The following is an 18,529-nucleotide window of genomic DNA, read 5'->3' on the forward strand; positions in this document are numbered from 1 at the left end:
TAGCGAAAACGAAGGTGAGCATGAAACCAGGAGGCGACGTGACGTCGGCCGGTTACCAAGCAGCAGCGCAGCTCTATGCCGATAGCACGCCGCCGCTCGGTGAGCATCTGACCGCGTATCTCGATCGAGTTGCCGTTGAAGTGGGGTCCGGCGGGTTCATATTGGAACTCGGCAGCGGCCCAGGCTGTGCAGCGAAGTACCTCGAGAGCAAGTACCTGCGTGTGCGACGCACTGACGCCGCACCGGCTTTCGTCGAGATGATGCGCGCAGACGGTCACCACGCCGATGTACTCGACATTCGCAGTGATGCCTTCGGCGGCCCGTACGACGCAATCCTGGCCACCGCCGTCCTGCTGCACCTGACCGGGGACGAGTTCGAGAACGTCCTGCAGCGAGCCAAATCCGCGATCGCACCTGACGGAGTACTCGCGTTCACGATCAAGAGGGACAACGGATCAGCCGGGAGGACGGCGAAACTCGGCGTGCCCCGGCAATTCACCTACTGGCGCGAATCCGAGATACGCGACGTTCTGGCCCGAACCGGATGGACACCTGTTCTGCTCGATCAGGTCGATCTCGACGAACCTTGGATCTTTGTCGTCGCCACCTCGTCCGCCCCGACCCCGCCCTGGGGGTGACACCGTCGCGCCTTGACTGCACACAAATGCCATCGAGGAGGCCGGATGTGACCTGGCACCACGATGTGTGTGCACGCACCGCCCGCCGGTGGCAGGCGCGAACAAGACCTACGTCAGAAGGCTTCGGCCTGCGCGCGGCGGATCATCTCGCGGGCCGAGTGCCCGTGCAGTGCCTGAGCGGGCGTGATGCCCAGGTCTTCTTGGACAGTGAACAACCACCGCATGATCTCGTCACGGCTGAAACCACTGTCGAACAGGACTTCGATCAGTCCGGAAAGGTGTTTGACGATGTCAGAACCATCGAAGAACAACTCCGGGATCGCGATCTGTTCGTCGCGGCGAACCGCGAGCAACTGATGCGAGGTGATCATGTTGAGGACTTTGCTGTTGGAAAAGCCCATTCGGGAGGAAACCTGAGAGACCGACAAGACGTCGACGTCAGCAGGAAGAGTGTCTGGAGAAAGCGGTACGGAACCCACGGTCAAGAGGGTACCGAGCAAGTGGTCAAACCGTCGAATCACAGCCCGTGCTGCTCTGCTCGACCGCGCCGTGACCGATTCTCGATCCCACATCGCTAATGTGGACTCGGTTCGACATCTCCACCTCAATTTCCACCCCCATCACGAAAGGCTTCGACACGGTGAACGCTCCCTCCGACGTGCTTTTGGGTGCGCTCCTGGAGCGCAGATACCGCATCGATGCGCTCATCGCCCGCGGCGGTATGTCCAGCGTCTATCTCGGCATGGACCTACGACTGGACCGGCCCGTTGCCGTCAAGGTGATGGACCCGCGGTTCTCGGCCGATCCCCAATTCCTGGCCCGTCTCGAGTTCGAGGCCCGCTCGGTGGCCCGACTGAAAGATCCGGGCCTCGTTCCGGTGTACGACCAGGGTGCCGACGGCGACTACGCCTTCCTGGTGATGGAACTCGTGGAGGGTGGCACGCTCCGAGAGCTACTGCGTGAACGCGGGCCGATGCCACCTCACGCCGTCAACGCGGTGACGGCACCGATCCTCAGTGCTCTGGGTGTGGCCCACCGCGCCGGCCTGGTCCACCGCGACGTCAAGCCAGAGAACGTCCTGATCTCCGACGAGGGCGAAGTCAAGGTTGTCGACTTCGGACTGGTCCGGGCAATCGCCGCAGCGGGCATCACGTCCAACAGCGTCATCCTGGGCACCGCAGCCTATCTCTCCCCCGAACAGGTCGAGACGGCCTCGGCCGATGCCCGCTCCGATGTCTACTCGACCGGCATCCTCGTCTTCGAAATGCTCACCGGCAAAACGCCGTTCAACGGCGATACCGCCCTCGGACTGGCATACCAGCGACTCAACAACGACGTGCCGCCGCCGAGTTCACTCATCGCCGGCGTCCCACCCGAGTTCGACGAGTTCGTGCTCACCGCGACGGCCCGCGACCCGCAGGACCGCTACCGCGACGGCTTTCACATGCGCGAGGTCCTCGATGAGATCGCCGCCGACCTGGAACTGCCGCCGTTCACCGTGCCCGCCCCTACCCGATCCGCCGAACGCGACACGATGGTCGCCTTCCGCGACCAGAAGATGGCGCCGCCCGCCGATCCCGACAGGACCGACCCGATCCGGGCGGCGGTCCCACCGGCACAACCCCCCACCGGCCGCAATCCCACCCGCATCCAGACATTGCCACCCGACACCCGCGCGCCCTCTCAGGACCCACCCGGTCAACCACCGGCCGATCCGGGGCAACCGACCGAGCACCATCCGACCTCGGCGGTGCTCGGTCCACATGCGACCGACTACGCGGAACGTCGTCGCAAATCCCGGCGCACCACCCTGATCTGGATGCTGGTCGTCGTGCTGATCGCCGCACTCCTCGGAGTTGGTGGCTGGTGGCTGGGTTCTGGCCGATTCGCCACGGTTCCGGATACGAACGGCATGGATCGGGTTGCTGCCACCGAGGCCATCGAGGACGCCGGACTCGGCGTGGTGGACGACCCGACATTCCACAACGAGATCCCGGTCGACGAGGTGATGTCGGTCGAACCCGCCCCTGGCACCCGCGTCAGCCGGTTTTCCGATGTGACACTTGCCTATTCGGTCGGTCAGCCGAAGGTTCCGGACGTGAATTCGGGGACCTCGCTCCCCGAGGCCGAAAAGTTGCTGCGTGAACACACGCTGGTGCCCGAGGTGACCCGTCAGCAGTACAGCGCCACCGCCCCGAAAGGTGCGGTCGTGTCGCTGACCCCAAACTCGGGAACAACCGTCCCGGTTGGCAGTACCGTGCAGATCACCACAAGCCGTGGCCCCGAACCCGTTTCGGTCCCGGACGTATCCGGGCGGGATCAGGCCGAGGCCACCAAGCTCATCAAGGGCGCCAAGCTCAAACCCGGTTCGGTGACCACCCGCTTCAGCCCGGACATCAACGGCGGCGACGTGATCGGCACCGAACCGGCGGCCGGAACGCTGGCAGAACCCGGCAGCACGGTCACCCTGGTGGTCTCCGACGCGATCATCGTGCCCGATGTGTCCGGCAAGACTCCCGCCGACGCCCGTCGGACCCTGCAGGACGCCGGTCTGATCGCCGAGGACGGTGGAACGTCCACCGATGGAAAAGCGAAGGCAGGCACCATCACAACGGCCAGCCCGGCATTCGGTGCGCGCGTGGATCCACGCAATCCGGTGGTGAAGATCTTCATCTCCGATGCGGTGTCGGTACCCGACGTCACCGGGGACACCGTCGGCACCGCCAAGAAGAAGCTCTCCGAGGCCGGACTCGAAGTGAACAGTCGCGGTCTGACCGGTTCGAACATCTCGATTGTGGTCAGCCAGAGCCCAGGTGGCGGAAACCGGGTCAAGACGGGCTCCACCGTCGACATCACATCGATACCCTGACCGACGTCGATCTCGAACAGACCCCGTACAGGCTCTCCTCACGCACGCATGTCTTGGCAGTGCCGGTGCGTGGTCGGAGAACCTGTACGGATCGGTCCGGAACGGATCAGCCTCGGAGCATCTCCGCGACCAGGAAGGCCAGTTCCAGCGACTGCTGGGTGTTCAGCCTTGGGTCGCAGGCGGTTTCGTAGCGTCCCGACAGATCCAGATCGGAGATGTCCTGGGCGCCACCGAGACATTCGGTGACATCTTCACCGGTCAGTTCGATGTGGATACCACCCGGGTGGGTGCCCAGCGCGTGGTGGACCTCGAAGAATCCCTGCACCTCGTCGACGATGCGATCGAAGTGACGGGTCTTGTATCCCGTGCTCGCCTCGTGGGTGTTGCCGTGCATCGGATCGCACTGCCAGATGACCTTGTGGCCGGTGGCCTCGACGGCGGCGACGATCGGCGGCAGCACCTCGCGCACCTTGGAGTTACCCATCCGCGCGACCAGGGTCAGACGACCGGGCACGTTGTGCGGGTCGAGACGCTTGACGTATTCGACGGCCTGTTCCGGCGTGGTGCCCGGACCGATCTTCAGGCCGATCGGATTCGAGAGCAACTCGGCAAAGGCGATGTGCGCACCGTCGAGCTGGCGGGTGCGCTCCCCGATCCAGAGGAAGTGTGCCGAGAGGTCGTAGAGCAGCTTGCCGCCCTCTGGATCCTCCGGATCGTCGGCCAGACGCAACAGGGCGCGCTCGTAGTCGAGCACCAGCGCCTCATGTGAGGCGTAGATGTGTGCTGATTCGAGATTCGAGTCGCGCACACCGCAGGCATCCATGAACTTGAGGCCGCGGTCGATCTCCGCGGCGAGTGCCTCATAGCGAGCACCGGCCGGTGAGGTCCGGACGAACTCCTGGTTCCAGTCGTGCACCCGATGCAGGTCAGCATGACCGGCACCGGACAGCGCCCGGACCAGGTTCATCGCGGCGCTGGCATTGGCGTACGCCCGAACCAGCCTGGAAGCATCGTGCTCTCGCACCGCCTCGTCGGGCAGGAACCCGTTGACCATGTCACCGCGGTACGACAGCAATCCGAGAGCATCGGTGTCGGACGAACGGGGTTTGGCGTACTGCCCGGCGATGCGGGCGACCTTGACGACCGGCAGGCTGGCGCCGTACGTCAGCACCACGGCCATCTGCAGCAACGTGCGGATGTTGCCCTTGATGTGAGGTTCGGTGTTGTCGGCAAACGTCTCGGCGCAGTCACCGCCCTGCAGCAGGAACGCACGACCCAGCGCCACCTCGGCGAGCTGAGCCTTGAGCTCCTCGACCTCGTTCGGCAGACAGATCGGGGGCACGCTCTCCAGGACGGTCCGCATGGCGCGGGCCTTGTCCTCAGGCCAGCTCGGCTGCTGCAACGCCGGTCTGCTGATCGCATCGGCAAAGCGCTCGGCCAGGTCGCCGGGCAACGGCGGAAGCTCGGGAAGTTCATTCAGCGGAACATCTACGGTCCAATTCACCACCCCAACAGCCTAATGCCCTCGGAGCACGAGATGAACGGCGAGGTCACACGCGCGGTGTACCCAGCGCAGCCTCGATGGCCAGCCACTTGTTGAGATTGTGCCGGGCGTCAGCGAGCGCGTCGTGCGCATCCTTGGGTGCGGCGGGCAGTTCCGTGCGTCCGTTGAGTTCCCAGTGCTGCCGCAACTCGCGGGTATAGCGCGGCATCTCGCGCGGTAACGCGGTCATCGGACCCCAGAGCTGACAGAGAACCACATGGTCGTAGGCACCGACCCAGGCCCAGAGCTCGATCGTGCCTTCGCCCTCGTTCAGGAAGTCGAAGAGGTCGCTGCGGATCCGCGACCGTCCGCGCCAGGCCTTCGACGCCGGCGACGGCAGCTTGGGAAGAACATTCGCCCGGACCCACGGTCCGGCCTTATCCGGATTGAACTCGGTTGACACTGCATAGAATTCGCGGCCGTCTTCGGCCACCATGCCGATCGACACGAGATCGATGGTGTGGCCGTCCTCGATGAACTCGCAGTCGTAGAAGTAACGCACCGCCGGGCTCAGGCGGCCGGCGAGGTGGAGGCGGGCGGCTCGGCAGGCTTGTCCTTGAGGGACGCGGCGTACACGTCCACGTACTGCTGACCACCGAGGCGCATGAGTTCGTACATGATCTCGTCGGTGACGGCGCGCTCGATGAAGCGGTTGCCCTCCATGCCCTCGTACCGACTGAAGTCGAGCGGCTTGCCGATCTTCACGGTGATCCTGGCCGGACGCGGCACCGTGGTCCCGGGCGGATTCAGGTCGCTGGTACCGACCATCGCGACCGGGATCACCGGCACACCACATTCCATCGCGATCCGGGCCAAGCCCGTCTTGCCCTTGTAGAGGCGACCGTCGGGCGAACGGGTGCCCTCCGGATACATCGCCATCAGATCACCGGCATCGAGCTTGCGCTTGGCCGCAGACAGGGCGCCAGACGCCGCGTCGGCCCCGGTGCGATCGATCGGGATCTGGCTCGACGCGGTGAAGAACCAGCGTTGGAAGGCACCCTTGGCGCCCGTTCCGGTGAAGTATTCACTCTTGGCCAGAAAGTACATCCGGCGCGGAACCATCAGCGGCAGGTAGAAGCTGTCGACGACGGCCAGGTGATTGCTCGCCAGGATCGCCGGACCCTTGACCGGAATGTTCTCCACGCCTTCGACTTTCGGCCGTCCGATGACCCGGAGGAACGGTCCCATCAGGATGTATTTGAAGACCCAGTACCACATGTCTTCCCACTCTCTGACGAGCCACGAACTCCCCGCCGCTGTTTACCGAAAACCGAATACGACTGCAAACTTTACCCACCCGGCCGGGGCAGCGTCATCGCCCCGATGCGGGACGCGTCATTTCGGCCGCTTCGGTGCGCGCGACCTGGGCGGCACCGATCATCCCGGCGGCCTCCCCGAGCTGCGTGCCGCGGATCCGGGCCATGCGGCGATGTCCGGCACCGGTGAGCAACGCCGAATAGTGCTCGCGCGCCTCATCGAGATACAACCCGGCCGACGACCCCACCCCACCGGCGATCACCACCAGGTCCGGATCGAACACGTCGCAGACCATTGCCAGCCCCAGCCCCAGCCAGCGCGCGAAATCTGCGAACGCCGCCAGCGCCAGTGCATCTCCGTCATGCGCCGCGGCAGCGATCCGGCGACCGGTCAGCGAGCCCGGATCCTCCATGATCTCGCGGGCGAGTTGACTGTTCCAGTCACCACCATCGGCGATCATCTCGACGACGGTGTCGACCAGAGCCGTACCGCTGCAATATCTTTCCCAGCACCCGTACTTGCCACACGAGCACGGCCGACCGTCGGGCATCACACGCAGATGCCCCAATTCGGGTGCCACCCCGAAACTGCCCCGATAGATTTCTCCGTCGATCAGGAACGCGGCACCGATGCCGGTACCGATCGTGACGACCACAGTGTTGCGCCCCCGGCCCGCACCGAAGTGATACTCGGCCACCGCGGCAGAGTTGGCGTCGTGTTCGAGGAAGACCGGTAGCCCGACCCGCTTGCTCATGTCTTCGGCGACCCGCGCCTCGCGCCACGGCAGATGCGGCGAGAAACGAATGGTCTGTCGATCAGCGGTCAGAAAGCCCGCCACCGCCAATCCCACCGCGCTCACGCTCCACCGGCTTGTCAGCTCCGCCACGGCGCGATCGAGTGCGGACTGAAGGGCCGCTTCGGTGCCCGGCGTCGGCGCCCGGAACGTGTCGTGAACCCGTCCGAGTTCGTCGACCACCGCAGCCCTGATACTCGTGCCACCGATGTCGATCCCGATCGCCAGTTCCCCGCCGACTGCGCCACCGAGGCGGATCGGACCGGACGCCCCCGCGCTCACCCGCCGCCCGTCGGCGGATCGTCCTGGGAACCTTGAGGGTCCGGGGAGTCGAAGTGCACCGTGATCGGCTCGTAGGGATGTTCGCGCCATCCACCTTCGCCTGCCGATGCGGCGGCAGCGGGCCCAGGCGTCGAACCCATCAAGTGTTCGAGTGCCTCTTGGATGGCCTCGAGGATCGCGATCAGCTGACCGAGCATCTGCCAGATCAGCTCGCCGGCCTCTTCGACGAGGATCTCCAGCGTGGTTCGGATCTGTGCGGAGAAATCGCTCGGCGCGCCCGCGCCGTCACCGGCCGCACCTCCCTTACGGGGTCCGGATTCGCCTCCGAGCAGGCCCGCCGCAAGGAGGTCGACCTTCTCGAGCAGGCCGACCAGCAGGACCCGCCACGCGTCTGAGTCTCCCCCGGATCGAGATCCGCCTGGCGAGCCGTCGTGCTGTTGGTCCACTCGGCCCTTCTCTCGGTTGGAACTGACTCATCGGCCACGAAATCGTGCGGTGCCCGCCATTCTTACGTATCTATGACTGACTCGGCCACAGATCAGGATCGGGCCGGAACCGCACGGTCATGAACCCATCATCCCAATGAGCGCCCACAACCACGCACCGGCGTAGCACCGAAGGCAATCGGACCCGTTGCCGGACGCCGCTGACGGTGACCATCAAGTCGTCTCCACTACGGCCCAATCGGAGGCCGGACGGGTCGGGCAGCGACTGCCGCCACCGCATCCGATACACCGAATCGACACCGGTCCCTGACTCCCGGGCCACGTCGGCGGCCCGCGGGCCGACCGGACTCATCGGCCGAGCCTCCAGTGACGCCCCGAGCTCACGCATTCGGATCACTGAATCAATGGGTTCGGAAAGCCAAGGAAGGCAAATCAATTCGGCCTCGCCACCGATCTCCCGCAGCTGTTCGACGCAGGCGCGCTGATCGGCGGATTTACGGGCGAACCAATCCGCTGTCGATTTCGCGGCCGCACCTGTCTCCGGCATGAGCCGGTTGACCAGAACAGAGGTCAACGGCAGACCCATCACTTGCAGCACGGCCTGGTACCGGCGAGCTGCCAGCACTCCGTGGTCGTCGGCCCCGACCACCAGGTGGGCGCTGACCCCCGAAGAATCGAACAGCAGGTCATCGATGTCGGAACAATCGCGGATCAGGGCATCGAGTACCGCGACCACACGCGCGATCCGGGTGTTGTCGGTCGCCGCACCCAGCCGACGATGGCGGGGCCAGAGTCGCTCGATGGTGTCGGCCACCATCTGCGGGACGCGGAACAGTTCGAATGCGTCGGTCGCACCGGATGTGTCGACGACCACGCGTGACCACTGACCAGAGGCCGCCTCATCGCGGATACGTCGCAACGCGAGGAGCGATTCCACCCCGGGCATCCCGAGGATCTCTTCGGGATCCAGGCCCGCCAGCACCGCTTCGGATCCGGGAACCGCGGTACCGGTCAACGCCCCGGTGGCCAGTGCGTCCCGGATCATGCCCCAGGTGTCCGCCAGCATGGCGAGCGTGTCGAGCTCCAGGAGGTCGACCTGTTGCGAGGCCGGAATCGTCTGGCCCGGAACAGAAAACACTCCGAAGATCCCGGACATGACATGAAACCGGTCCAGCGACACGACCAGTGTCTTACCGCGGCGGCCAGATTCGGACCGACCGTCGCCGGATCGACGCGCACCTACTGCACCGGCGGCGGCGACCGTCGACGTTCCGGTGCCACCCGGTCCCAGGACGAGGTGGATGGGCGCTAGATCGATCAGTCTTCGACCCTCTTCTTGAGTTCCTTGAGTGCGGCGTCGGTGATGGCTTTCTCGGCGCGACGTTTGAGTGCCCCGATCATCGGGATTGCCAGATCCACCGTCAACTCGTAGGTCACCTTTGTCGAGCCGGGCGCCTGCTGCACAAGCGAATACCGTCCGTGCTGGGCGGTCTGCAGTTCGCTCGTGATCAAATCCCAGGTGACCGAATACCCGTCGGTGGACCAGTCATAGCTGAGCTCGTACCTGTCCTTGAGGACACCGGCGTCGAGGACGAACCGCACGTGCTCGGCGCGGCCGTCGGCACCGGACTTCACGACCTCGACCTCACGAGCCGCCGACACCCATTGCGGATATTTCTCGAAGTCGGCGATCACCGCCATGATGTTCTCGGCGTCGGCGTTGATGACGATCGATTGCTCAGTGCGGTCGGTCATCTTCCGGCTCCGTGTCCGTCCAGAACCACCGCTGCCGCCGCCGGCCCCCCGACATGACGCTCCCGCTCGAGCCGGTCCTTGACCTCAAAGGCCATCGCCCGCCCGGCAACCCGTCGCCGGTGATTGAGTTTGGCCACCGCGTCCATGCGGGCCCGCGGCTGCGTGGGAAGCTCGCCGGTCGGTTCGGCATGCAGAAAGTAGTGCATGACAAAGCCGTCGAGCACCGGCTCGAGCCAGAGCTCGCTGGTACCGGCAAACGGGCCTGCCACGGTCCAGCGCACGCCCTGCTCCGCCCGATCCTCGACAACGGTCAGTCGCAGGTCGGGCCACCAACGACGCCAGTTTTCGCGGTCGGCAATCACCGCCGTCGCGCTCTCGGGTGGCGCCGCGATGAATGTCTCATCGGCAACCTGAATGCTGGTCACCGCAATAGCTTCACATATCGGCTTCGCGACCCGACCACAAACCCTGCCTTGACCCCGCAGCGCCGCCCCTGTGCGGTCACAGCAGATGCCCCAGACGGCTTGCCATGTGCTCCCATTTCCAGCGGGAACACACCCACTCGCGCCCGGCACGACCCATTGCTTCGCGCAGCTCCGGGTTGCCCAGAACAGTTGTCAGGGCCTGAGCGACCTGCGATACCGAACGTCCGTCCACCACCAGCCCGGTCTCGCCCTCGCGGACGGTCTCGGGTGCGCCGCCCGAGTCGCCCGCGATCACCGGCACCCCGGTCGCCGAGGCCTCGAGATACACGATGCCGAGGCCTTCGACGTCCAATCCACGGCCCCGCGTGCGGGCAGGCATCGCAAAAACATCCGCGATGTTGTGGTAACTCGCCAACTCCTCGGCCGCGACCGAGCCGGTGAACAGGACATGGTCGGCCATGCCGGTCTCGGCCGCCAGCTCACGAAGTCGTTTCGCATAGGGCCCGCCGCCGACGATCACCAGGGTGGCCCCCTCGATCGCTTCGCGGACCTGCGGCAGTGCCCGGATCAGCACGTCCTGCCCCTTACGCGGGACGAGCCGTGACAGACACAGGATGGTCGGCGCGTCGCCAAGCCCGAGTCGCTCCCGAAATGCCTGGCGCGCAACCGGGTCCGGCGCGAACCGGTCGACATCGACACCGGGCGGCAGATGCTCCAGCGCCGCCTGCGGGCCGAATGCGGCGGCAAAACGGGCCCGCGTGTACTTGCTCACGTAGGTGATCAAGTCGGTGTTGCGGCCGATCATGCCAAGTGTCTGGCGGGCGACGGGCAACATCGACCAGCCCACCTCATGACCATGGGTACTGGCGACCACCCGACTGGCGCCGGCCCGGCGAACCGCACCGGCCAGCGTCGCCAGCGGCGCTGCCGCACCGAACCACACGGTGTCCACCTGGTGCGCGCGAACCAATTCGGCGGCCCGATGGGCAACCACGGGCGTCGGCAGCATCAACGTGGTCGGATGCCGGACCACCTCATAGGGCTGCTCAGCATCGAAGCGGATATGACTGTCCCCACGCCAGCGAGGCGCATAGACGACGATGTCGCCGGCCGGAAGCCGATCGACCAGATTCTGTAGGTACGACTGGATACCCCCTTGCCGGGGTGGAAAGTCGTTGGTGACCAACAGGGTCCGGTGCATCAGCTCACCGTATCTGCGCGGTGAGCCAATCGCGCCATTGCCGCACCAGTTCTTCGCGCGAGATCCTCAGCACCACTGCGGACGCGGTGTCCTGGGCCGCCACCACCAGTGCGGGGTCCAACGGCTGGTCGGCACCGGCAAGGGCGACGTAAAAGTTCCGGAGCTTGTCCTCGCCGAACGTCTCGGCGATGAAGGCCGCCACCGACCAGGCCGATTGATACGACACGGCCGCATCGGGATTGCTCGGCGAGAAATCGGCATCGCTCGGCAGATCTTCCGGTGGCCCCGAGCCCGCGATCTCCGCGGCCAGGGCCGGAGCCGCCTGCGCCAGGTCCGTGTAGGTCCCGCTGCGGCCGACATACTCTGCGACGCCCTCGGTGATCCAGATGGCGGCGTTCTCCGCGGTGGCCGTGCGCGCCGCCACATGGAACACCTCGTGGCGCAAGACCACGGCCAGGTCCGCGGAATCGAGTTGCGCTGCTTGCGGAGTGAACACCACGCGCTGGCCGATGGCGGTCGGCGCGGCCCCGTCCGGTCGGTCGATCCCGGAGAACACCGTGACAGCGGCAGCGGCGTCGGCATCGCCGGGAGATGCCCCTGTCAGCGAACGGAACTCGTCGTCGGTCGCCGCGGCGACCACCCCGGCACTCTGCGGCCACTTCGTCCCCCAGAACCGGCTCACCGCAGTGACCGCGGCCGGAAGCTGCCGCGCAATCTCTTTGGTGAATCGGCGGTCGCTGCCGTTGGTGAGTACCAGCGACTCGCCGGGATCGGTTGCGACCTGCTGGGAACCGGGATCCGGGAACTGCCACACCTGACCCGGCGCCGGGGGCTCGCCGAACAGTGGTGCGGCTTCGGCGACAATCCGCCAGCCGTCGGGATATTGGGCCATGACCATCGGGATGTCCACCACCACGGCCTTGGCGTCGATACCCGCGTAGGCATATCGCAGCTGGACCGGTGCGACCCAGGAATCGACACTGCCTGCGGCGTCGAGTGTCTCCTGGATCTGCGCAGGCACCATCCGTTCGAAATCGCGACGCTCGGACAGCCGGTACTCGAAGGTCGTCAACGGCAGATCGCCGACGCCGGCGGCACTGAGCTCGGCCTGGGTGCGCAGGGCGAGGTCGGCGGACGGGTCGAGTTGTGCCAGCGCCGCGGCCGGTTCGGCATTGCGCAACGCATCGGTATAGGCCTGCAGGGTCAATGTGACCCCGAGCGTTCGCGCCTGCTCATACGGATTTGCCGGACGCGCAGCGGGTGCAGCGGGATCTGATACCGAATCCTGGGATGAGTCACGGAAAATGACGGTGGCCGCGACCGCCACAACAGCGACAAGCGCCAGAGCAACGACCACCCAGATGATCCGGCGGGTCCGTGGAGCGAGGGCAGCCAATCCCTTGCGCACCGAGATGGTCAGTACCGACGGGCAGAGTTGAACGGGCCGCCCTTGTCGACCGGGACAACCGCCACGGGCACACCGAAGGTCGACGCGTGGATCACGTACCCGTTGCCGATGTACATGCCCACGTGGGTTGCGTCGGGGTAGTAGATGATCAGATCGCCTGGACGCATGTCGTCGCGGGAGACCTGGGTTCCACCGGCCAATTGGGCCTGGCTCGACCGCGGCAACGTCTTACCGGCCTGCTTATATGCCCAGACCATCAGTCCCGAGCAATCGAACTGGTCGGGGCCGGTGGCGCCCCAGACGTACGGATCGCCGACCCGGGTCATCGCCGCACGGACCGCGACCACTTCAGGGGCGGCGCCCGCCGGCAGCAGCTTCGGGTCGAAGTCGACGCTCCCACCGGCGAGTTCGGCGAGCTGCTTGCCGGTGAGTGCCTGATACATGGCCCGGATCTCGGTCGCCTTGAAGACGCGCTCACTCTGCTGGGCCTGCAGGTCGGCGCTGGTCTTCTCCGCGGTGGCCACGGCGGCTTCGGCCTTGAGCTTGGCATCAGACGCGGCCTTCTCGGCATTCTCTGCCTTGGTCTTCGCGGTCGTGAACCTCTTGACGTCCTCGACGGTCTGCCGCGAGATCATCTCCAGGCCGGCCATCTGATCGAGGAGCGACTGCGGCGAATCACTGACCAGCACCGCGTAGAGACGGTTGACCCGCGCACCCTTGTAACTGGCGGTGACGAGCGCATCAACTGCGCCCTGGAGACCTTCGGCCTGCTCGTCGAGTGCCGCGAGGTTGGCCACGGCCGCCTCGGTGTCCTTGGTCGCCGTCGCAACGGCCTCGCGCTGCTTGCCCAGTTCGATGGTGGCCGTGTGGATCGCCTCGGTGGCCTGCTCGGCTTCACGCCCAAGTTTCGTGTAATCGGCGAGCATCACGTCGGGGCTCTGCGGAGCAGGCTCGGCACTTGCCTGCGCACCGGCGCCCAGCGTGACCGCCAACGCCACGACCACTCCGGCAACGGCAGTCCGCATCACGGCGGCATATCCCTCACGCACCACGACTTTGACAACTCCTCGTTAACCGACGTTCACAACTCTGGTCGACGGTCACCCGACGACCAATCCCCTTGCACTGCAATTGACCAACCCGGCCAGGCTACACAGCGCGCATGGGCCGACGATGTGAATCGCCAGACCTCACCCGCCGCACCGGTGGCCGGATGCCGTCGGGCGGGACCGCAAGGATGCGGACCCGCCCGATGGCCTATTCAGTTCTGGTTGCTCAGTAGTGGCGGATGTCCACGATCGACTGACCGTTGATAGCCATACGCGCGACGGGCACACCCTCGGTGGAAGAGTGCACAACTTCACCGCCACCGATGTAGATGCCGGCGTGGCCGCCACCGTTGTAGATCACGACGTCGCCGGGCTGGGCGTCCGCAGCGCTGACGCTGGTGCCTCCGCCGAGCTGGCCGTAGCTGTCACGAGGAATGGTCTGACCGGCCTGCTGATGCGCCCAGTAGACGAGACCCGAGCAATCGAAAGCACTGGGGCCGGCTGCGCCGTAGACGTACGGCGAACCGATCTTGCTGACTGCGGCGTCCGCAGCGACCTGACCGGCAGCCTTGACGGGTGCGGGTGCAGCGGCGACGCCGGGGAGAAGGTTCTCCGGCTTCAGCTCATTCGGAATCATTTCCGGGGTCACACCCGGGATGTCGAAAGTTCCGACACCGGGAACTGTCACCGGTGCGGCAAAGGCAGGCGCTGCGGCGATACCCAGGGTGCCGAGTGTGATCGAACCGGCAATGAGTGCACCGCGGGCACTCTTGGCCCCACGGCTTTCCTTGTTCAAACGATGTTTCGCCACGAAGCGAGATCTCCTTGTTTCTTCCCTATCCGCTGACCGAGTTAGCTGTCGGATTCGGGCCGGAAGATGGCCCTACCCGGTGAACCCGCAAAGTCGTTGAGACCTCAGGGTTCGATGGGATTCACCCCAAATGCGGACTTGTGGTCTGCATCAGATGGTTCCCCGGTTCACCGTGTTGGTGATTAAGCGGCGACCTCACGATTCGCTCCGGATGGAGTGAACGCTTTCGCAAGGTCTCAGAAAGGTTACGAAACCGTGGCGACGAATGTCCACCGGAAGGACGACAGAGGTCCCCCGGCGTGTCGTGTTACACAGCCCACAATTGGGGCTGATTCTGCCCCGAAAAGTGGCCCCCACCTGCGCCGGGCCTTACGCGATGATCGTGAGTGTCAGACTTCGCGAGCATGCCCGCGGCGCGGAACATCGCCACTGCATCCTCGAGGCGGGCCTCGTGATCAATAACGAATTCATCACAGCGAACTTCCGCATCCTCGCTGCTCCGGACCCCTACGGGACCCATGAAAACCGTCATCATGCAGCCGTCACACTCAACTGGACGACCCGGGCAGGTGCTGCATTCGATGAGCAATGTGATCTCCGTCTCATTGGGCCACTCATCTCGATCTCAGGGGCCCTCAGGGTTTACCCGGAGCCGAGATGAGCCGGCTTTTGTTACATCGATCGCGACGCTAGCGGCACCATCCGACAAGACATCCCGGATCTTTTACCCCGCTCCCTGCGGCCGGAAACATCCCAACGTTGTCGGAGGCTCGAACTAGTGTTCGCGACGTGAGTGTTATGAGTGGTGTTGATGAGGCTGTTGGGGCTCAGATGTCGTTTGACGACCCGACTATGGCGCATCCGGACGACCAACCTCTGCGGGAGACAACCTTTGTTGTTGTCGACCTCGAGACCACTGGCGGCAGTCCCACCGACGATCGCATCACCGAGATCGGTGCGGTCAAGATCCGCGGCGGCGAGATACTCGGCGACTTTGCGACGCTCGTCGATCCCCAACGCGGCATTCCCCCGCATATCGTCCGGTTGACCGGGATCACCGAAGCGATGGTCTACCGGGCACCGACCATCGATCAGGTGCTCCCGGCATTCCTGGAATTCGCTCAGGATTCGGTGATCGTGGCGCACAACGCACGATTCGACGTCGGCTTCCTTCGCGCTGCCGCCACCGAACTCGGTCATCCGTGGAACTTCAACCGGGTGCTGTGCACCGTGAAGCTCGCCAGACGGGTGTTGACCCGCGAGGAGGCGCCCACGGTGAAACTCTCCGCCCTCGCCGCATTGTTCGCCGTACAGACCCGCCCCACCCACCGAGCACTCGACGACGCCCGCGCCACAGTGGAGGTACTGCACCGCTTGTTCGAGCGGGTCGGCAACCAGGGCATCCATACATATAGAGAATTGCGCGACTACCTCCCCGGGATCTCGGCAGCGACCCGCAGCAAGAGAGTCCTGTCCGATAACTTGCCTGCCGAGCCCGGTGTCTATCTTTTCCGCGGCCCGTCGGACGAAGTCCTATATATAGGGACCGCGGTCGATCTGCGGCGGCGCGTGCGCAGCTATTTCACCGGCTCGGAGACCCGCACCCGCATCCGGGAGATGGTGGATCTGGCCACCCGCGTCGATCATGTGCAATGCGCGCACCGCATCGAGGCCGGGGTCCGGGAACTGCGCCTGCTCGGCGCCCATGCCCCGCCATACAACCGCCGGTCCAAGTTCCCCCACCGCGGTTGGTGGCTCTGCCTCACCGACGAGCCGTTTCCGCGCCTGAAGGTGAGCCGCACCCCAACGACAGTGGCTCTGGGTCCGGTCCGATCGCGGACCGTCGCCTACGACATCGCCGACCTCATCTCCGAGCTCTGCGAACTGCGCACCTGCCGGACCCCGCTGCGCGCTGACGGTCTACATCAGTGTGAGGTCGGGCCAGACGGCAGGCGGATCGTCGGCGGCTGCCATGGCGCGACCGCCGAATCGGTGGACGCCGACGCCTACAGCCGGCGGGCGCAGGCTGTGGCCGACCTGCTCTCCGGACGCAGCGATGCACCCGTCCTGGCCGCGCTGGATCGACTGACCACCCTGTCCGAGGCAGAACTGTTCGAGAACGCCGCCCGCCTGCGCGACCGCCTCGATCAACTCATCGCCCATCTCGAACGCTGTCAGCGCCTCGCCGCGCTTGCCAGGATCTCCGAACTCGTGGCCGCCGCACCCGACGGGCGTGGTGGCTGGGACCTTGCCGTCATCCGTCACGGGCGCCTGGCCAGCGCCGGGGTCGCGGTCCGCGGAGTCTCTCCGATGCCGGTGGTCGAGTTGCTCGCCGCCTCGGCCGAGACCGTGATCCCCGCGACCGGACCACTCTGCGGCGCCGCGCCGGAGGAAGCCGCCCTCGTCTTTCGGTGGCTCACCAGTCCTGGCGTTCGAATTGTCTGCGCCACAAGCGGATTCAGCCTCCCGAGACACGGCGCCGGACGGTGGGCGCAGTGGCGGGAACTCGTCGGTTCGGCACATCGCACCATCGATATCGATCAGACCTGATCCGGCACTAGTCTGAATCCATGATTACCGCGATCGTCCTGATTCAGACCGATGTCCACCAGATCCCCGAAACTGCGCAAGCGGTCGCCGACATCCCCGGTGTCACCGAGGTCTATTCGTGCGCAGGGGACGTCGACCTGATCGCCAAACTCCGAGTCCGCGACCACGAGAAGATCGCCGACGTGGTCACCGAATCCATCAGCCGGCTCCCCGGGGTCAAGCACACCGCAACCCATATCGCGTTCAAGAGCTATTCGAGCGCCGACGTCGACGCGGGCTTCTCCATCGGCGAGTGATCTGGCGGCGAGTGATCCGGGCGGCGAGTGATCTCGCCCAAGAGTCGGGTCAGGCGTTGCTGACGCGGACCCAATCGGCCAGCCGTGCTGCGGCAGCACCCGAATCGATTGCTGCCGCGGCCACGGCCATGTGCTGACGTAACTGCTCGTGCAGATCGACATCGGGTTGCGGACGGTACGCGGCCAGTGCGCCGGCGGCGTTGAGCAGCACCGCATCCCGGACAGGTCCCGTCCCGCCGGCGAAGACCTCCCGCGCGACGGCGGCGTTGTGTTCGGCATCCCCACCCTGTAGTGCCGACAGTTGCACCCGGGCCAACCCGAGCGTCGTCGGATCCACCGTCTGTTTGCGCACCGTACCGTCGAATGCCTGCCACACCGTCGAGGTCGACGTGGTGGTGAACTCGTCGAGGCCGTCGTCGCCGCGGACCACGAGCACTGAATCGCCGCGCTCCACAAAGGTCTGTGCCAGCACCGGCGCCAGATCGGCGAAAGCACAACCGACAAGCCCGCTCGTCGGCCGTGCCGGATTGGTCAATGGACCCAGCACATTGAAGACCGTGGGGATGCCGATCTCCTTGCGCGGTGCGGCAGCAAAACGCAACGCCGGATGGAAGACCGGGGCAAAACAGAATCCGATACCGGCTTCCGCAACACACCGGCTGACGCCGTCGGCCGTCAGCGCGATGTTCACACCCAGCGCCTCCAGCACATCGGCGCCACCACTCTTCGAGGTCGCGGCCCGGTTGCCGTGCTTGATCACCGGCACACCGGCAGCCGCGACGACAACAGCTGTCATCGTCGAGATGTTCACGGTATTCGAGCGATCACCACCGGTGCCGACGATGTCGACACAGGCCACGGACGTCGGAACCACCGTCGAGTGGCTGAGCATGGCATCGGCGAGACCACGCAATTCGGCGGCGACCGGCCCCTTGATCTTCAGTGCCACACCGAATGCGGCGATCTGCGCCGGCGTCGCGTTGTCCGACATGATCTCGTTCATCGCCCACTCGGCGCCGTCAGCGGTCAGGTCCCGGCCATCGGCCAGGACTCCAAGTACCTGAGGCCAGCTGCGGGCCTGCGCATCGGAGTGGGTCACGCGAAAAGAGTATCCACTGCCCAACCGTAACGACCACCTAGGCTTCCATCACTGCAACGACAAGAGCCCTAACGCGGCCGCAGCACCTGTTGCGACAACACCAGCCG

18 protein-coding genes and 1 riboswitch are annotated in these 18,529 nt (G+C 65.5%); of the genes, 4 read left to right on the forward strand and 14 right to left on the reverse strand.

The window, feature by feature from the left end:
* The first annotated feature begins 20 nt into the window (after positions 1 to 20).
* Positions 21 to 638 carry a class I SAM-dependent DNA methyltransferase gene (locus AC1TPF_RS26240; protein WP_482145760.1) on the forward strand — a complete coding sequence of 206 codons (618 nt, stop codon included), beginning with the start codon at positions 21 to 23 and terminating at the stop codon, positions 636 to 638.
* A gap of 113 nt (positions 639 to 751) precedes the next feature.
* Here AC1TPF_RS26240 and AC1TPF_RS26245 read toward each other — a convergent pair whose 3' ends face one another.
* Complete coding sequence (locus tag AC1TPF_RS26245) at positions 752 to 1,117, reverse strand: Rv2175c family DNA-binding protein (protein WP_482142045.1); 366 nt, start codon at positions 1,115 to 1,117, stop codon at positions 752 to 754.
* 161 nt (positions 1,118 to 1,278) lie between these two features.
* Here AC1TPF_RS26245 and pknB point away from each other — a divergent pair, with 161 nt between their 5' ends.
* Positions 1,279 to 3,507: a Stk1 family PASTA domain-containing Ser/Thr kinase gene (pknB, locus tag AC1TPF_RS26250; protein ID WP_482145761.1), complete on the forward strand. Its 2,229-nt coding sequence runs from the start codon at positions 1,279 to 1,281 to the stop codon at positions 3,505 to 3,507.
* 106 nt (positions 3,508 to 3,613) lie between these two features.
* Here pknB and AC1TPF_RS26255 read toward each other — a convergent pair whose 3' ends face one another.
* The 12 genes from AC1TPF_RS26255 to AC1TPF_RS26310 form a co-directional block, all read right to left on the reverse strand.
* On the reverse strand, positions 3,614 to 5,014 hold the full coding sequence (locus AC1TPF_RS26255) for a class II 3-deoxy-7-phosphoheptulonate synthase (RefSeq protein ID WP_482142043.1): 1,401 nt from the start codon (positions 5,012 to 5,014) through the stop codon (positions 3,614 to 3,616).
* Between the two features lie 43 nt (positions 5,015 to 5,057).
* A complete protein-coding gene (locus AC1TPF_RS26260; protein WP_482142042.1) occupies positions 5,058 to 5,552 on the reverse strand; it encodes a polyadenylate-specific 3'-exoribonuclease AS in 495 nt (164 codons plus the stop codon).
* Positions 5,553 to 5,560: 8 nt separating this feature from the next.
* On the reverse strand, positions 5,561 to 6,268 hold the full coding sequence (locus AC1TPF_RS26265; RefSeq protein ID WP_482142041.1) for a lysophospholipid acyltransferase family protein: 708 nt from the start codon (positions 6,266 to 6,268) through the stop codon (positions 5,561 to 5,563).
* A 94-nt stretch (positions 6,269 to 6,362) separates the two neighbouring features.
* Positions 6,363 to 7,382 carry an ROK family protein gene (locus AC1TPF_RS26270; RefSeq protein ID WP_482142040.1) on the reverse strand — a complete coding sequence of 340 codons (1,020 nt, stop codon included), beginning with the start codon at positions 7,380 to 7,382 and terminating at the stop codon, positions 6,363 to 6,365.
* Entirely contained in the window at positions 7,379 to 7,828 is a 450-nt protein-coding gene (locus tag AC1TPF_RS26275; RefSeq protein WP_482145762.1) for a hypothetical protein, read from the reverse strand. The genes AC1TPF_RS26270 and AC1TPF_RS26275 overlap by 4 nt, the downstream gene beginning before the upstream one ends.
* 70 nt (positions 7,829 to 7,898) lie before the next feature.
* Positions 7,899 to 9,149 carry an ArsA family ATPase gene (locus tag AC1TPF_RS26280; protein WP_482145825.1) on the reverse strand — a complete coding sequence of 417 codons (1,251 nt, stop codon included), beginning with the start codon at positions 9,147 to 9,149 and terminating at the stop codon, positions 7,899 to 7,901.
* Positions 9,146 to 9,583 (reverse strand): SRPBCC family protein, encoded by a 438-nt coding sequence (locus AC1TPF_RS26285; protein ID WP_482142038.1) that lies wholly within the window; start codon positions 9,581 to 9,583, stop codon positions 9,146 to 9,148. Before AC1TPF_RS26285 ends, AC1TPF_RS26280 begins: the two co-directional genes overlap by 4 nt.
* On the reverse strand, positions 9,580 to 10,008 hold the full coding sequence (locus AC1TPF_RS26290) for an SRPBCC family protein (protein ID WP_482145763.1): 429 nt from the start codon (positions 10,006 to 10,008) through the stop codon (positions 9,580 to 9,582). Before AC1TPF_RS26290 ends, AC1TPF_RS26285 begins: the two co-directional genes overlap by 4 nt.
* 76 nt (positions 10,009 to 10,084) lie before the next feature.
* Complete coding sequence (locus AC1TPF_RS26295; RefSeq protein WP_482145764.1) at positions 10,085 to 11,209, reverse strand: glycosyltransferase family 4 protein; 1,125 nt, start codon at positions 11,207 to 11,209, stop codon at positions 10,085 to 10,087.
* A 4-nt stretch (positions 11,210 to 11,213) separates the two neighbouring features.
* Positions 11,214 to 12,617: a hypothetical protein gene (locus AC1TPF_RS26300; protein ID WP_482145765.1), complete on the reverse strand. Its 1,404-nt coding sequence runs from the start codon at positions 12,615 to 12,617 to the stop codon at positions 11,214 to 11,216.
* 8 nt (positions 12,618 to 12,625) lie between these two features.
* On the reverse strand, positions 12,626 to 13,642 hold the full coding sequence (locus AC1TPF_RS26305; RefSeq protein ID WP_482145826.1) for a C40 family peptidase: 1,017 nt from the start codon (positions 13,640 to 13,642) through the stop codon (positions 12,626 to 12,628).
* Between the two features lie 250 nt (positions 13,643 to 13,892).
* Complete coding sequence (locus AC1TPF_RS26310) at positions 13,893 to 14,477, reverse strand: C40 family peptidase (RefSeq protein WP_482142034.1); 585 nt, start codon at positions 14,475 to 14,477, stop codon at positions 13,893 to 13,895.
* A 15-nt stretch (positions 14,478 to 14,492) separates the two neighbouring features.
* Positions 14,493 to 14,676: riboswitch (cyclic di-AMP (ydaO/yuaA leader) on the reverse strand.
* Between the two features lie 599 nt (positions 14,677 to 15,275).
* Between AC1TPF_RS26310 and AC1TPF_RS26315 the strand changes: the two genes are divergently transcribed.
* Entirely contained in the window at positions 15,276 to 17,027 is a 1,752-nt protein-coding gene (locus AC1TPF_RS26315) for a DEDD exonuclease domain-containing protein (RefSeq protein WP_482145827.1), read from the forward strand.
* Positions 17,028 to 17,047: 20 nt separating this feature from the next.
* Positions 17,048 to 17,323 carry an Lrp/AsnC family transcriptional regulator gene (locus AC1TPF_RS26320; RefSeq protein WP_482142033.1) on the forward strand — a complete coding sequence of 92 codons (276 nt, stop codon included), beginning with the start codon at positions 17,048 to 17,050 and terminating at the stop codon, positions 17,321 to 17,323.
* A gap of 49 nt (positions 17,324 to 17,372) precedes the next feature.
* On the opposite strand, the gene trpD is transcribed toward AC1TPF_RS26320, so the two are convergent.
* Complete coding sequence (trpD, locus tag AC1TPF_RS26325) at positions 17,373 to 18,422, reverse strand: anthranilate phosphoribosyltransferase (protein WP_482145766.1); 1,050 nt, start codon at positions 18,420 to 18,422, stop codon at positions 17,373 to 17,375.
* Between the last annotated feature and the right edge of the window lie 107 nt (positions 18,423 to 18,529).

This window comes from Williamsia sp. Y853 (assembly GCF_056786495.1).